At 71.4% G+C, this 14594-nt stretch carries 13 protein-coding genes; 5 read left to right on the top strand and 8 right to left on the bottom strand.

What is annotated here, in order from left to right; translation table 11 throughout:
• Window positions 1-26: 26 nt before the first annotated feature.
• From DJ476_RS28015 to DJ476_RS28000, 4 genes are all read right to left on the bottom strand, one after another.
• Window positions 27-800, bottom strand: coding sequence for a sulfite exporter TauE/SafE family protein (locus tag DJ476_RS28015; protein WP_103418809.1), 774 nt, complete (start codon window positions 798-800; stop codon window positions 27-29).
• Window positions 801-878: 78 nt separating this feature from the next.
• Entirely contained in the window at window positions 879-1862 is a 984-nt protein-coding gene (locus DJ476_RS28010) for an SPFH domain-containing protein (RefSeq protein ID WP_112491822.1), read from the bottom strand.
• Between the two features lie 115 nt (window positions 1863-1977).
• Window positions 1978-2406: an NfeD family protein gene (locus tag DJ476_RS28005; RefSeq protein WP_070201462.1), complete on the bottom strand. Its 429-nt coding sequence runs from the start codon at window positions 2404-2406 to the stop codon at window positions 1978-1980.
• Window positions 2407-2551: 145 nt separating this feature from the next.
• On the bottom strand, window positions 2552-3349 hold the full coding sequence (locus DJ476_RS28000) for an ABC transporter ATP-binding protein (protein ID WP_018488232.1): 798 nt from the start codon (window positions 3347-3349) through the stop codon (window positions 2552-2554).
• A 166-nt stretch (window positions 3350-3515) separates the two neighbouring features.
• On the opposite strand from DJ476_RS28000, the gene DJ476_RS27995 reads away from it, so the two are divergent.
• The gene (locus DJ476_RS27995; protein WP_112491821.1) at window positions 3516-4307 is read left to right on the top strand and encodes a hypothetical protein; all 792 of its coding nucleotides are present in this window, start codon (window positions 3516-3518) and stop codon (window positions 4305-4307) included.
• Window positions 4308-4613: 306 nt separating this feature from the next.
• Here the strand turns inward: DJ476_RS27995 and DJ476_RS27990 are convergent, their stop codons facing one another.
• The 3 genes from DJ476_RS27990 to DJ476_RS27980 form a co-directional block, all read right to left on the bottom strand.
• Complete coding sequence (locus DJ476_RS27990; RefSeq protein WP_018488230.1) at window positions 4614-4865, bottom strand: chaplin; 252 nt, start codon at window positions 4863-4865, stop codon at window positions 4614-4616.
• Between the two features lie 133 nt (window positions 4866-4998).
• Complete coding sequence (locus DJ476_RS27985; protein ID WP_019766177.1) at window positions 4999-5643, bottom strand: response regulator; 645 nt, start codon at window positions 5641-5643, stop codon at window positions 4999-5001.
• Window positions 5636-6781 carry a GAF domain-containing sensor histidine kinase gene (locus DJ476_RS27980; protein WP_112491820.1) on the bottom strand — a complete coding sequence of 382 codons (1146 nt, stop codon included), beginning with the start codon at window positions 6779-6781 and terminating at the stop codon, window positions 5636-5638. Before DJ476_RS27980 ends, DJ476_RS27985 begins: the two co-directional genes overlap by 8 nt.
• A 375-nt stretch (window positions 6782-7156) precedes the next feature.
• Here DJ476_RS27980 and DJ476_RS27975 point away from each other — a divergent pair, with 375 nt between their 5' ends.
• The 3 genes from DJ476_RS27975 (at window position 7157) to DJ476_RS27965 (ending at window position 10182) form a co-directional block, all read left to right on the top strand.
• Window positions 7157-7882, top strand: a complete 726-nt coding sequence (locus tag DJ476_RS27975) for an SDR family NAD(P)-dependent oxidoreductase (protein WP_112491819.1) — start codon at window positions 7157-7159, stop codon at window positions 7880-7882.
• A gap of 5 nt (window positions 7883-7887) precedes the next feature.
• Window positions 7888-9162, top strand: coding sequence for an S-adenosylmethionine:tRNA ribosyltransferase-isomerase (locus DJ476_RS27970; protein ID WP_112492645.1), 1275 nt, complete (start codon window positions 7888-7890; stop codon window positions 9160-9162).
• Between the two features lie 273 nt (window positions 9163-9435).
• Complete coding sequence (locus DJ476_RS27965) at window positions 9436-10182, top strand: transglycosylase SLT domain-containing protein (RefSeq protein WP_070201467.1); 747 nt, start codon at window positions 9436-9438, stop codon at window positions 10180-10182.
• A 100-nt stretch (window positions 10183-10282) separates the two neighbouring features.
• On the opposite strand, the gene DJ476_RS27960 is transcribed toward DJ476_RS27965, so the two are convergent.
• Window positions 10283-12889, bottom strand: coding sequence for an ABC transporter ATP-binding protein/permease (locus DJ476_RS27960; protein WP_112491818.1), 2607 nt, complete (start codon window positions 12887-12889; stop codon window positions 10283-10285).
• 347 nt (window positions 12890-13236) lie between these two features.
• Between DJ476_RS27960 and serB the strand changes: the two genes are divergently transcribed.
• The gene (gene serB, locus DJ476_RS27955; RefSeq protein WP_019766551.1) at window positions 13237-14442 is read left to right on the top strand and encodes a phosphoserine phosphatase SerB; all 1206 of its coding nucleotides are present in this window, start codon (window positions 13237-13239) and stop codon (window positions 14440-14442) included.
• Window positions 14443-14594: the final 152 nt, after the last annotated feature.

Here is a 14594-nt window from a genome sequence, read left to right as displayed (position 1 = left end):
CCCTTTCCGGGGCGGGCCCATCTGTGTCAGCGGAGCAGCAGTTGGACGATGGCCGCCGTGCCGACGGCGACGATCAGGCCGCGGAGCACGGTGGGGCTGAGGCGGCGGCCGACCTTGGCGCCTATCTGGCCGCCGATGGCGGAGCCGACCGCGATCAGCAGGACCGCCGTCCAGTCGAAGTCCGCGACGAAGAGGAAGAACAGCGCGGCGATGCTGTTGACCACGGCGGCCAGGACGTTCTTGACGGCGTTGAGGCGCTGGAGGGTGTCGTCGACCAGCATGCCCATGAGGGAGAGGTAGATGATCCCCTGGGCGGCGGTGAAGTAGCCCCCGTAGACGCTGGCGAGGGTGAGGCCGGTGAAGAGGAGCGGGCCGCCGTCGGGGCGGGCCGGGGCGCCGGTGCGCTCACGGCGGTTCTGGACGGCTCTGCTGATGCGTGGTTGCAGGACCACCAGGACGAGGGCCAGGGCGACCAGGACCGGGACGATCGTCTCGAACGCCGTGGAGGGCAGGGCGAGGAGGAGGGTGGCTCCGGTGAGGCCGCCGATGGCGGCTCCGACGGACAGCTTCAGGATGCGGCGGCGCTGGCCCGCCAACTCCTTGCGGTAGCCGATGGCTCCGCTGATGGAGCCGGGGATGAGGCCGAGCGCGTTGGAGACGGTGGCGGTCACCGGCGGCAGGCCGGTTGCGAGGAGGACGGGGAAGGTGATCAGGGTGCCTGAGCCGACGATGGTGTTGATCGTGCCCGCGCCGACGCCCGCCGCGAAGACGGCGAGTATTTCCCAGATGGACAAGGCCATCTCCTTCGATGGTCAGTGACGCCTCCCCGCCATGAAGGTCGAGGGGCCTCACTGATCATGCACGAAGGGGGTGGTGCGTCAGTGGACCGGGGGTTCCTCACGCCGTTCGACGGCCGCGCCACGGGGGTTGACCACGCCGGGGGCTCCTCCGTTGCCGCCGTTGCCGCTGGTGTCGAAGCCGGGGACGCCGCCGCCGAGGTTGCCGAAGGCTCCGCTGAGGCCCTTGAGGGCGTCGCCGATCTCGCTGGGGACGATCCACAGCTTGTTGGCGTCGCCCTCAGCGATCTTCGGGAGCATCTGGAGGTACTGGTACGACAGGAGCTTCTGGTCCGGGTCTCCGGCGTGGATGGCCTCGAAGACCGTGCGTACGGCCTGGGCCTCGCCCTCGGCCTTGAGGGCGGCCGCCTTGGCCTCACCCTCGGCGCGCAGGATCGCGGACTGCTTCTCGCCCTCGGCGGTGAGGATCTGGGACTGCCGGATGCCTTCGGCGGTGAGGATCGCGGCGCGCTTGTCCCGGTCGGCGCGCATCTGCTTCTCCATCGAGTCCTGGATGGAGGTGGGCGGTTCGATCGCCTTCAGCTCGACACGGTTGACGCGGATGCCCCACTTGCCGGTGGCCTCGTCCAGGACGCCGCGCAGGGCCGCGTTGATCTCCTCGCGGGAGGTGAGGGTGCGCTCCAGGTCCATGCCACCGATGATGTTGCGGAGCGTGGTGACGGTGAGCTGCTCGATCGCCTGGATGTAGGAGGCGACTTCGTAGGTCGCGGCACGGGCGTCGGTCACCTGGTAGTAGATGACGGTGTCGATGTTGACGACCAGGTTGTCCTGGGTGATGACCGGCTGCGGCGGGAAGGGCACGACCTGTTCACGGAGGTCGATCCGGTTGCGGATCGAGTCGATGAACGGGACGACGATGTTCAGGCCCGCGTTGAGGGTGCGCGTGTAGCGGCCGAAGCGCTCCACGATGGCGGCGCTGGCCTGCGGGATGACCTGGATCGTCTTGATCAGGGCGATGAAGACGAGCACCACCAGAATGATCAGGACGATGATGATCGGTTGCATCGTGTCTCTCGTGCCCTTCGGTTGCCGGCGGATCTCATGGTGATCGACTCACATGGTGATCGACATGATCGACTTCGAGTCTCGCAGAACTGCGGCCGTGCCGTGCGCCGTTCGCTCACATGACGACGGCCGTCGCTCCGTCGATGTCCACGACATCGACCTGCCGGCCGGGCTCGAAGACCTGGTCCTCGTCGAGCGAGCGGGCCGACCAGACCTCCCCGGCGAGCTTGATGCGGCCACCGGCGGCGCTGACCCGTTCCAGGACGACCGCCTGACGGCCCTTCAGGGCGTCGATACCGCTGGCGTGTCCGGTCTGCCCGGCCCGGTGTCTGGCGGCGATCGGGCGGACGACGGCGATGAGCGCCACCGACACCACGACGAAGACCAGCACCTGGGCGACGATGCCGCCGCCGAGCGCTGCGGTGACGGACGCGGCCAGCGCCCCGACCGCGAACATTCCCAACTCGGGCATCGCGGTCAGGACGAGGGGGATGCCCAGCCCCGCCGCGACGATCAGCCACCACACCCACGCGTCGATGTCCACATGGTCATCGTAGGACTGTCGGTGCGTCACCGACAGGGCGCAGGGGTGGTCAACTGTGGACAACTGCGATACGTACACGGTGGATTGCGCCGGAACGGCCGGGACGGGCGACGGGCGGGAGGGCTGGGGCCGGTGCTCGGGAGGGTCAGGAGAGCGGCAGGCCGTGGGCGGTGTAGCGGTCGCCGGTGTGCTCGACGATCAGCGGCAGGCCGAAGCAGAGCGAGAGGTTACGGGAGGTCAGCTCGGTCTCCATGGGGCCGGCGGCGAGGACCTTGCCCTGGCGGATCATGAGGACGTGGGTGAAGCCGGGCGGGATCTCCTCGACATGGTGGGTGACCATGATCATGGAGGGGGCGTACGGGTCGCGGGCGAGCCGGCCCAGGCGGCGGACCAGGTCCTCGCGGCCGCCGAGGTCGAGTCCGGCGGCGGGCTCGTCGAGGAGCAGCAGCTCGGGGTCGGTCATCATCGCGCGGGCGATCAGCGTGCGCTTGCGCTCTCCTTCGGAGAGCGTCCCGAACTTGCGGTCCAGGTACTCGGTCATGCCGAGGCGGTCCAGGAAGGCGCGGGCGCGCTCCTCGTCGACGGCCTCGTAGTTCTCGTTCCAGGTGGCGGTCATGCCGTACGCGGCGGTGAGGACCGTCTGCAGGACGGTCTGCCGCTTGGGCAGCTTGTCGGCCATCGCCACGCCCGCCATGCCGATGCGGGGGCGCAGTTCGAAGACGTCGGTGCCGACGCCGCCCAGCTTCTCGCCGAGGACGGTGGCCGTTCCCCTGCTCGGGAAGAGGTAGCTGGACGCGAGGTTGAGAAGCGTCGTCTTGCCGGCGCCGTTGGGGCCGAGGATGACCCAGCGCTCCCCCTCCTTGACCGACCAGGAGACGTCGTCCACCAGAGCGCGTCCGTCGCGGACCACGGATACGTCCACCAGCTCCAGTACATCGCTCATGAGCGCGTTGTCTCCCCATGCAGTCTCGTCGAGATCGTCGCGTGCCTGTGGGCACGGTCCCAGGAGAAAACCTACGCCACCGCGCAAGCGGTCCGGCCGTGAGGTCCGTAACCCGGGTTGTTCCGGGCCCGGCATGGCCGACGGGACACCCCCCTAGGCTGTCTCCATGCTTGTGGAACCACGTTCAGGGTTGTTGGCCGCCTGGGGGAACGCGCTGCTGGCGGGGCTCGTTTCGCCGGACGACGCCGTTGTCGCGATTGTCGGGGAGGACGCGGTGCACCGCGTCGAGGGGCTGCCGGGTGAGGCGGGGCCGGTCGGGCTGACGCTGGCGCTGGGCCGGCTGCGGGCGCTGGGGGCGACCGGATTCCGGGTGGCCCTGCCGGTGCCGGGGCATCCGCTGGGGCTGTCGGGGCCGCCGGACTTCAACGCGCGGGCGCTGGAGGCGGAGGAGGCGGTGGTCGCGTACGGGGTGCCGTACGGGCTGGTGCCGGAGGTGTCCGAGGCGGGGCCGGAGGGGGACCTGCATGTCGAGGTGGTGTGGCGGGTGCTGCCGGTGCGGGAGGCGCCGCCGGCGGACGTGCCGTCGCTGAGCGAGGCGGAGCGGGAGCTGGCGGAGGCGTTGCGGGATGCGACGGCGCTGCTGTCCCGGCTGGATGTGGCCGGTTCCGGTCCGGTGGCGGAGGCGGCGGTGGACGCGTACCGGGCGCGGGCGGAGGTGGGCCGGGGGCGGGAGGTGCTGGCGCCCGGGTATCCGCCGCGGGCGGTGCGGGTGCTGGAGCTGGCGCAGCGGGTGGGGCTGCTGGTCTCGGTGGCGTACGAGAACGGGCACGGGGGTGCGGTGAGCGCGTCGGAGATGGCGGCGCGGGGGGCCGCGTTGCGGCCGGTGGAGCGGGTGGCTCGGCGGGCGGTTGTGGCCGCGTACAACGCGTATGTGGAGGGCGGGGAGGTTCGGCGGTAGGCCTGCGGGCCTCTGTCCTCAGGCGCCGGACGGGCTGATTCCCGGGTGCCCCTGGCGGGGGGCGTGCTTCTGTGCGGGCCCACCGGGGCTGGGGGTTCCGTCCTCAAGCGCCGGACGGGCTGGGATTTGCCGGGGCGGGTGGTCCGTTGCCTCGGGGGCTTCGGCCATAGGGTTCCGTCCTCAAACGCCGGACGGGCTGGAGTGGTGCCGGGCGGACTGTAGTGGGGTCGGGCGGGCTGTAGTGGGGTCGGGCGGGGCTGGGAAGGGGGCCGGAGCGGGCCCTGGGGGGCCCGCTCCGGCTGGGTGTCAGTGGTTCAGGCCGAGGTTGCCGAAGGCGGGGTTGAGCAGGCCGATCACGTTGACCGTGTTGCCCACCGCGTTCACCGGGACGTGGACCGGGACCTGGGCCAGGTTGCCGCTGGCGACGCCCGGGGAGCCGACGGCCACGCCGTGGGCGTCGGCGCCGCTGTGGCCGGTGGCGGAGGCCGCGCCCGCACCGGCGGCGATGAGCCCACCGGCGATCATGGTGACGGCGGCGGCCTTCTTCAGGTTCTTCACTTCAGGTTCCTCCTAGAGATGCTGCGGCAAGCCGCCGCAGCGTGCCCTGGAGAACTCCGTACGGCACGGAAGGATGCGCCGTTCGGGTGACATCCACCCGACAGTATGAATCTCAGCCCGGTCGATGCGGGTCTCAGCCCGCCGCCCCGTTCCGTACCGCCCACAGCGCCGCCTGCGTGCGGTCCGCCAGGTCGAGCTTCATCAGGATGTTCGACACGTGCGTCTTGACCGTCTTCTCGGAGAGGACGAGGGCGCGGGCGATCTCGCGGTTGGAGCGGCCGTCCGCGATCAGGCCGAGCACTTCCCGCTCGCGTTCGGTGAGGGTGCTCCCCCTCCCCGTACCGCCGCCCGCGTCGTCCTGGGCGAGGAGCGCGCCCGCGACCTCCGGCTGGAGCAGGACGTGTCCGGCGTGGACCGAGCGGATGGCGCCGGCCAGGGCGTCCGGGTCGACGTCCTTGTAGACGTAACCGGAGGCTCCGGCGCGCAGGGCCGGGACCACCGTGCGCTGTTCGGTGAAGCTGGTGACGATGAGGATCTTCGCCGGGTTCTCCAGCTCGCGGAGCCTGCGCAGGGCCTCTATCCCGTCGGTGCCGGGCATCTTGATGTCCATGAGGACGACATCGGGCCGCAGCTCCTCGGTGCGGGCCACGCCCTCCGCGCCGTCGGACGCCTCGCCGACGACCTCGATGTCCTCCTGGATCTCCAGGAACGTACGCAGTCCACGGCGGACGACCTGGTGGTCATCGACCAGCAGCACCCTGATGGTCTTGTCAGCCACCGGGGACCTCCATCTCGATCGTGGCGCCCTTTCCGGGCTCCGAAGCAACGGTGAGCCGGCCGCCGACGCTCTTGGCCCGGTGGCGCATGGAGACCAGCCCCAGATGGCGGCCCGCCCGGCGTACGGCGGTGGGGTCGAAGCCGGTGCCGTCGTCGGTGATGCGCAGGACCGTCCAGGTGGAGCGCCGGGTCAGGGTGACGTCCACGTGCTCCGCGCCCGAGTGGCGCAGGGCGTTGTGCAGGGCCTCCTGGGCGACCCGGAGGAGCGCCTCCTCCTGGGCGGCGGGCAGGGCGCGTACGCCGCTGGTCCCGAAGGTGACCCGGGCCGTGTGGGCCCGGTCCAGGACCTGGATCTGGGTGCGGAGGGTGGCGATCAGGCCGTCCTCGTCGAGGGCGGCCGGACGCAGCTCCACGACCGCCGCCCGCAGCTCGTCGACCGCTTCGGCGGCGAGGGTGGCGACCTGTTGCAGCTCCCCCTTGGCGCGGGTCGGGTCGCGGTCCACGAGGGCGGCGGCGGCCTGGGCGGTGAGCCGGAGCGAGAACAGCTTCTGGCTGACCGCGTCGTGCAGCTCGTGGGCGAGGCGGGAGCGCTCCTCGGCGATGGTCAGCTCGCGGCTGCGCTCGTAGAGGCGGGCGTTGGAGAGGGCGATCGCGGCGTGCTGGGCGAGGATCGACAACAGTTCCTCGTCCTCGGCGGTGAAGCCGCAGCCTCCGGCGGGCTTGGGACACATCTTGTTGGCGAGGAAGAGCGCGCCGATGATCTCGTCGCCGTCCGTGATGGGCAGGCCCAGGAAGTCCGACATGTCGGGGTGTGCTTCGGGCCAGCCGCCGAAGCGGGGGTCCGCTCGGACGTCCGCGAGCCGTTCGGGCTTCGCCTGGTGGAGCATCGCGGCGAGGATGCCGTGCTGGCGGGGCAGCGGTCCGATGGCCTTCCACTGTTCGTCGCTCACCCCGTCGACCACGAACTGGGCGAAGCCGCCGTGGTCGTCCGGGACGCCGAGCGCCGCGTACTGGGCATCGAGGAGTTCCCGGGCGGAGGCGACGATCGTCTTGAGGACGTCCCCCACTTCCAGATGCCGGCTCATGGCGAGCAGCGCGGCGCTCACCGCGGCGAGGCCCGACGCTGGGCGATGACTCATGGGATCACCGTACCGGCGGGGGTACGGCGGCCGTATCGGGCCGAGGGCGGCGGCCGGTGGCCGGTGGTCCTAGGCCGGTCCCGGCCGGTACCGGGTCGGAGGTCGTAGGACCGGTCGGCAGGGGGAGAGCCCGGCGGGAGGTCGTAGGGCCGGTAGGAGGTCGTCAGGCCGGGGAGCGCAGGGCCCCGTCGGAGGTCGTAGGGCCGGAGGAGTCCCGGGGCCCGGGGCTCCCTGAGGAGTAGGACGAAGGGCCGTCGGCGGGTGCGGCTCACGGGCGAGGCGGGGCCCGGGTGCGTCTTCCTACGTTGGAGGCGCCGGGGTCGCCCGGCGGACGCCGATGTGCGGGTAGCCGCACGGACCAAGGGGACGGTCGCCATGCCGGTTGCGTTGATCACGGGTGGTTCGAAGGGGCTGGGGCGCGCCCTGGCCGAGGTGCTGGCCGGGCAGGGCTGGGACCTGGTGCTGGACGCGCGGACGGCCGGGGTGCTGGAGGCGGCGGCGGAGGAGGTACGGGAGCGGTACGGGACCCGGGTGGTGGCCGTGCCCGGGGATGTCACGGACGCGGCGCACCGGGCGGAGCTGGTGGCGGCCGCCGGGGAGCTGGGCGGGCTCGATCTGCTGGTGAGCAACGCGAGTGTGCTGGGCGCCGAGCCGCTGGTCCGGCTGGAGGCGCACCCGCTGGAGGGGTTGCGGCAGGCGCTGGAGACCAATGTGGTGGCCGCGCTCGGTCTCGTACAGGAGGCGTTGCCGCTGCTGCGGGCGTCGGCCGCGGGGGCGGTCGTGGTGGTCAGCTCGGACGCGGCGGCGGAGGCGTACGAGACGTGGGGCGGGTACGGGGCGTCCAAGGCGGCGCTGGACCGGCTGGCGGCGGTGCTGGGCGTGGAGGAGCCGGGGCTGCGGGTGTGGGCCGTCGACCCGGGGGACATGGACACGGATCTGTACGAGGCCGCGGTGCCGCAGGACGTCGGGGAGCGGCGGCCGTCGCCCGCGCGTGTGGCGCCCGCGTTCCTGCGGCTGGTGCGGGAGCGGCCGGCCAGTGGGCGGTTCTCCGCTCCGGCGCTGCTGGAGGGGGCCCCGGGGGCCGCCGGGGGTGCACGGTGAGCGCGGTGAATGCGGTGAATGCGGTGCGGCGGGACGGGGGCTCGGGTGCTCCGGTGGAGGAGGGGTGCGGGGTGTCCTCGCTGGAGGCCCTGCGGGTGCCGCCGGAGCTGTCCGCCCGGGTGCCGGCCGAGCAGCGGGGATCGGGGCGGGACGACGTAAGGCTGCTGGTGACGCGGGGGACGGACGTCTCGCACCATGCGTTCCGGGAGCTGCCCGGGCAGGTGCGGGCCGGGGACGTGCTGGTGGTGAACACGTCGGCGACGTTGCCGGCCGCGGTGAACGGGCGGGTGGGCGGCGAGCGGGTCGTCGTGCACTTCTCGACGCGGGGTGAGGACGGGCGGTGGGCGGTGGAGCTGCGGGCGCCGGGCGCCTCGGGGACCACCGTGCCCCGGCCCGGCGGGCCCGCCGGTGCGGTGGTGCGGCTGCCGGGCGGGCGGGAGCTGGTGCTGGAGGAGCCGATGGGGGGCGCGTTGTCGGCGGGGGGCGCCTCGCCGACAGGGCCGGGGCTCGCTCCGGGGCGCACCCCGGCACCCGCTCCAGGCGCTGCCGAGGCGGAGCCCGTAGAGAGGGGGCCCGTCGGGGCAGGGCCCGCCGAAGGGGCCCGGCTCTGGTGGGCGCGGGTGCCGGAGGGGGTGCCGGGGCTGTTGCGGCGGTACGGGCGGCCGATCCGGTACGGGTACACGGAGCGGGACCAGCCCCTCTCCGCGTACCAGACCGTCTTCGCCGTGGCAGCACCCGACGGAGGCGGTTCGGCGGAGATGCCGAGTGCGGCCCGTCCCTTCACGGCCGCCCTGGTGGCGGAGCTGGTGAGCCGCGGGGTGCAGTTCGCCCCGCTGTCGCTGGATACGGGGGTGGCGTCGGCCGAGGCGCACGAGCCGCCGTACCCGGAGCGGTTCTCGGTGCCGCCCACCACGGCGTGGCTGGTCAACGCGGCGCGGGCGGCCGGCGGCCGGGTGATCGCGGTGGGGACGACGGCGGTACGGGCGCTGGAGTCGGCGGTGGACGCGGACGGAGTGGTGCGGCCGGTGGCGGGGTGGACGGGCCTGGTCGTGACACCGCGCCGGGGCGTGCGGGTGGTGGACGGGCTGCTGACCGGGCTGCACGAGCCGGAGGCCTCGCATCTGCTGATGCTGGAGGCGGTGGCCGGGCGCGAGGCGCTGCGCCGCGGGTACGAGGCGGCGCTGGAGCGGCGCTACCTCTGGCATGAGTTCGGGGACGTCCACCTCATCCTGCCGAATGAGGAACGTAACGCTCCGGATTGCTCTAGCAACGCGAGGTAAGTCGGGCGTGTCGCCGGTGTGAGCCCGGGCATAGGGCCCACGTCACTTACGAACGTACCTAGTGGGTGGGTAAGGGCGTTTTGGGTGGGCATGGTCAGGGTTTATTTCGGACTAACGGGACCCTCTTCCACTACCCGGCTTCGTACGTCACACCTTTGCCACGCGATTTTGCTGCCGCTAAGAATTGCTCTCGTCCCCGACGGAGGTGCGCATCACCGCCTCCGGTCTCGTCCTCCGTGGAGGACACCTGAGCATTCGAAGAGGTAGCCCTACATGTCTGCGACTCGCATTCCCAGCCGTCTCCGTCGTCTGAACAAGGTCCAGAAGATCTCCGTGGCCGGTGTGTCGGCCCTGGCCGTCGCCTCCCTGACCTTCTCGCTCGTCCCGTCGAACGCCGAAGCCGAGATTGCCCCGCAGGCAGCCACCGCTGCCGCCCCCGTCGCCGTCATCGGTGGCTCCGCACAGGCCAAGACCGTGCAGGACAGCCTGATCAAGCAGCACTCCACCGCCGAGCAGATCGTGAAGGCCGCCGACGCCGCCAAGGCCAAGGCCGCCGCCGAGACCAAGGCGAAGGCCGCCAAGGCCAAGGCCGCGGCGGACGCGAAGGCCAAGGCAGAGAAGGCCGCCAAGGCCAAGGCCGACGCCAAGAAGCGCGGCGACCAGGCCGCCAACCGCTCCACCGCGCGCAAGCCCGTCTACGCCAACAACCTGGACGGCTGGATCCGCGAGGCCATGGCGATCATGAAGAAGGAAGGCATCCCGGGCTCCTACAACGGGATCCACCGCAACATCATCCGGGAGTCCAGCGGTAACCCCTGGGCGATCAACAACTGGGACATCAACGCCCGCAACGGCGTCCCGTCCAAGGGGCTCCTCCAGGTGATCCAGCCGACCTTCGACCGGTACCACGTCAAGGGCACCAAGAAGGACCTGTACGACCCGGTCGCCAACATCGTCGCCGCCTGCAACTACGCGGCCGACCGCTACGGCTCCATGGACAACGTCAACAGCGCGTACTGAGTCCGGGTACAGCCGCATCGAGGCCGAGCCCAGCCACGCACACGCCGAGGCCGGCACCCCGTGGGGTGCCGGCCTCGGCGTCGTCCGGTCCCGGTGGACCTTACTTGCGCATGACCTCGGGCTCGTGGCGGCGCAGCAGGCGCGCGACCGCGACGGCGCAGACCGCGCCGATCACCAGCAGCACGAAGATGTTGATCCCCCACTGGGTCGCCGTGGCCTCCCAGAGCGGGTCCAGGTCCGTCGGGTTCTTCGGGTCCCACGGCGGCATCAGGTTGGCCAGGTCCAGCGTGGTGCCGGCCGCGGCGACGCCCCAGCGGGACGGCATCAGCCAGGTGAGCTGCTCCAGGCCGGGCGTCCCGTACACCTGGAAGAGGACGCCGGTGAAGACCAGCTGGACGATCGCGAACATGACCAGCAGCGGCATGGTCATCTCGGAGGTCTTGACCATCGCGGAGATCATCAGGCCGAACATCATCGAGGTGAACCCGAGGGCCACGATCGAGATGCAGATCTCGACGGCCGGAGGCATGAACAGCCCCTCCTCCGGCAGCTCACGGACGGCGAAGCAGATGCCGCAGAGGATGACGCTCTGGAAGGCCGTGATCACACCGAGCACGATGACCTTGGAGGTCAGATAGGCCGAGCGGGAGAGGCCGGTGGCCCGTTCCCGTTCGTAGATCACGCGCTCCTTGATCAGTTCGCGTACGGAGCTGGCCGAGCCCGCCAGGCAGATGCCGACCGCGAGGATCAGCAGGATCATCCCGGCCTTGCCGTTGAACTGGGTCGGCGGGGTGGGCGGGGCCAGTCCGAAGTCCGCCGGGATGACCGCGGCCAGCACACCGATCACCGCGGGCAGCGCGACCATCAGGCCGAGGAAGGCCTTGTCGGAGGCGATGACGGAGGTGTAGCGGCGCACCAGGGTCCACAGCTGCGTCCCCCAGCTCTGCGGCTTCGGGGGCCGCATCTGCTGGGGCGGCGGCATGTGCACGGACTGCGCGGCGACGCTGTCGATGTCGGCGGCGTACATCTGGTAGTGCTGCGAGCCGCGCCAGCGGCCCGCCCAGTCGTAGTCGCGGTAGTTCTCGAAGGCGGAGAAGACATCGGCCCAGGAGCTGTAGCCGAAGAAGTTCAGCGCCTCCTCCGGCGGACCGAAGTACGCGACGGCGCCGCCGGGCGCCATCACGAGCAGCTTGTCGCAGATGGCGAGCTCGGCCACGGAGTGCGTGACGACGAGCACCGTACGGCCGTCGTCGGCGAGGCTGCGCAGCAGCTGCATGACGTCGCGGTCCATGCCCGGGTCGAGGCCCGAGGTCGGCTCGTCCAGGAAGATCAGCGACGGCTTGGTCAGCAGCTCCAGGGCGACCGAGACGCGCTTGCGCTGGCCGCCGGAGAGCGAGGTGATCTTCTTGTCCTTGTGGATGTCGAGCTTGAGCTCGGCGAGGACCTCGGTGATCCGGGCCTGGCGCTCGGCCTCGGTGGTGTCCGCGGGGAAGCGGAGCCTGGCCGCGTACTTGAGGGCCTTGGCGACGGTCAGCTCCTTGTGCAGGATGTCGTCCTGCGGGACCAGACCGATGCGCTGGCGCAGCTCGGCGAACTGCTTGTACAGATTCCGGTTGTCGTAGAGGACGTCGCCCTCGTCGGCGGGCCGGTAGCCGGTGAGCGCCTTGAGCAGGGTGGACTTTCCGGAGCCGGAGGGGCCGATCACCGCGACCAGCGACTTCTCCGGGACGCCGAAGGAGACGTCCTTGAGGATCTGCTTGCCGCCGTCGACCGTCACCGTGAGGTGGCGGGCGGAGAAGGAGACCTGGCCGGTGTCGACGAACTCTTCCAGCCGGTCCCCGACCAGGCGGAACGTCGAGTGACCGACGCCGACGATGTCGTTCGGGCCGATGAGCGCCGAGCCGGACTTCTGGAGCGGCAGACCGTTGACGTACGTGCCGTTGTGCGAGCCGAGGTCCCGGATCTCGAACCGGCCGTCGGGGGTCGCGTGGAACTCGGCGTGGTTGCGGGAGACCTGGAGGTCGGAGACGACCAGCTCGTTCTCCAGCGCACGGCCGATGCGCATGACCCGGCCCAGCGCCAGCTGGTGGAACGTGGTCGGGCTGCGGTCGCCGTAGACGGGCGGGGCGCCTGCCGCACCGCCGTGCGCCGCTCCCCCGCCGTGGGCCGGGGCGGCCGGCTGGGCCGGGCCCTGCTGGTGCGGAACCTGCTGCTGGTACGGGGCCTGCTGCTGGTGCGCCGGAGGCTGCTGCCACCCCTGCTGGGGCGGGGCCTGGTGCTGCTGGGCCTGGTGCTGGGCGGGTGCCTGCTGTCCGGGCCAGGCGGCGCCCGGCTGCGCATGCTGCTGCTGGTGGTGCGCCGGAGCCTGGTGGGCGGCGGCCGGCTGACCGCCGTGGGCACCGGCGGGAGCGGTGAGATTCAGCCGCGGACCGTCGGTGGCGTTGCCCAGGCGCACGGCGGAGCCGGGCCCGATCTCCACCCGCTGGACCCGCTGCCCCTGCACGTACGTGCCGTTGGTGGAGCCGTGGTCCTCGATGGACCAACTCCGGCCGTCCCAGCTGATCGTGGCATGCCGCCACGAGACCCTGGCATCGTCGATCGTCAGGTCCCCCTGCGGATCACGCCCCAGGGTGTACGGCCTGGACGGATCGAGCGTCCAGGTGCTGCCATTCAATTCCAGTACGAGTTCCGGCACTCCGCGCCCCACTAGTTGTCCCCCGTGTTACCCCCGTCGCAGGGAGTCTAGGGATGCTGAACATCGTGGGGAACTATTCCAGGAGCAGTCCCTTATCCGAAAGTCGGGCCGGTGAAGAGGGGCCCCGAAAGAGGAGAAGGCGACACGAAGATCCCCTTACCGCCCGATGAAGGGCAAGTGGCGTGATCTCGACTCGTAGGGGGCGGTGGCCCGATGGTCGGCGGAGGCCGCGCCTCACGGCCCGTACCTTTCCGTCCGGCACTCGGGACGGACGGCCGGAGGCGGCCCCGGGACCGATACGGTGGGAGCACCATGAGCGCATCTCAGCCACCTCAGCCTCCCTCCTCCCCGAGCCTTCCGTGACCTCCGTGGACGGCACTCCCACCCTCCTCGTCAAGATCTTCGGCAAGGACCGTCCCGGCATCACCGCCGGGCTCTTCGACACCCTCGCCGCCTACTCCGTCGACGTCGTGGACATCGAGCAGGTCGTCACCCGGGGCCGCATCGTGCTGTGCGCCCTGGTGACCTCGCCCACCGCGGGCGGGACGACCGAGGGCGATCTGCGGGCGACCGTGCACAGCTGGGCCGACTCCCTGAAGCTCCAGGCCGAGATCATCTCGGGCACCGGTGACAACCGGCCCCGGGGCAGCGGCCGTTCCCATGTGACCGTGCTGGGCCACCCGCTCACCGCGGAGTCGACCGCCGCAATAGCGGCCACGATCACCTCGACCGGCGGGAACATCGACCGTATCTTCCGGCTGGCGAAGTACCCGGTCACCGCCGTCGAGTTCGCGGTGTCGGGGACCGGGACCGCGGAGCTGCGGACCGCGCTGGCGACCGAGGCCGCGGAGATCGGCGTGGACGTCGCGGTGGTCTCGGCCGGGCTGAGCCGGCGGGCCCAGCGGCTGGTCGTCATGGACGTGGACTCCACGCTCATCCAGGACGAGGTGATCGAGCTGTTCGCGGCCCACGCGGGCTGCGAGGACAAGGTCGCCGAGGTCACCGAGCAGGCGATGCGCGGCGAGCTGGACTTCGAGCAGTCGCTGCACGCCCGGGTGGCGCTGCTGGCGGGGCTGGACGCCTCGGTGGTGGAGAAGGTCCGCGCCGAGGTACGGCTCACGCCCGGCGCCCGCACCCTGATCCGTACGCTGAAGCGCCTCGGGTACCAGGTGGGCGTCGTCTCGGGCGGTTTCACCCAGGTCACGGACGACCTGAAGGAACGTCTCGGCCTGGACTTCGCCTCCGCCAACACCTTGGAAGTGGTGGACGGCAAGTTCACCGGGCGGGTCGTCGGCGATGTGGTGGACCGGGCGGGCAAGGCCCGGCTGCTGCGGAGCTTCGCCGAGCAGGCGGGGGTGCCGCTGGCGCAGACGGTGGCCATCGGGGACGGGGCGAACGACCTCGACATGCTGAACACGGCGGGGCTCGGGGTCGCCTTCAACGCCAAGCCCGTGGTCCGCGAGGCGGCGCACACCGCGGTGAACGTGCCGTTCCTGGACACCGTGCTCTATCTGCTCGGCATCACCCGTGAAGAGGTCGAGGCGGCGGACAGCCTCGTCGACTGACGGCGGCCTCCGGGACCGGTCGGTTCCCGTCGGCGTACGGAGTCGGCGTCCCGGAGACGTACGAGAAGAGGGCCCCGGCACGGGAGAGGTGCCGGGGCCCTGTGCGTTCGGGTGTTCAGCGGTGCCGGGGCGGCTCAGTCGTCGGTGCCGCG

The organism is Streptomyces bacillaris (assembly GCF_003268675.1).
In the GTDB taxonomy this organism is placed as follows: Bacteria; Actinomycetota; Actinomycetes; order Streptomycetales; family Streptomycetaceae; genus Streptomyces; species Streptomyces bacillaris.
This window is presented reverse-complemented; position numbering and strand designations above follow the sequence as displayed.

Excerpts from the sequence above, each read along its gene's own strand:
- DJ476_RS28015 (WP_103418809.1), bottom strand. The coding sequence starts at position 800 with ATGGCCTTGTCCATCTGGGAAATACTCGCCGTCTTCGCGGCGGGCGTC.
- DJ476_RS27965 (WP_070201467.1), top strand. The coding sequence starts at position 9,436 with ATGTCTGCGACTCGCATTCCCAGCCGTCTCCGTCGTCTGAACAAGGTC.
- DJ476_RS28010 (WP_112491822.1), bottom strand. The coding sequence starts at position 1,862 with ATGCAACCGATCATCATCGTCCTGATCATTCTGGTGGTGCTCGTCTTC.
- DJ476_RS27980 (WP_112491820.1), bottom strand. The coding sequence starts at position 6,781 with ATGAGTCATCGCCCAGCGTCGGGCCTCGCCGCGGTGAGCGCCGCGCTG.
- DJ476_RS27995 (WP_112491821.1), top strand. The coding sequence starts at position 3,516 with ATGCTTGTGGAACCACGTTCAGGGTTGTTGGCCGCCTGGGGGAACGCG.
- DJ476_RS28000 (WP_018488232.1), bottom strand. The coding sequence starts at position 3,349 with ATGAGCGATGTACTGGAGCTGGTGGACGTATCCGTGGTCCGCGACGGA.
- DJ476_RS27975 (WP_112491819.1), top strand. The coding sequence starts at position 7,157 with ATGCCGGTTGCGTTGATCACGGGTGGTTCGAAGGGGCTGGGGCGCGCC.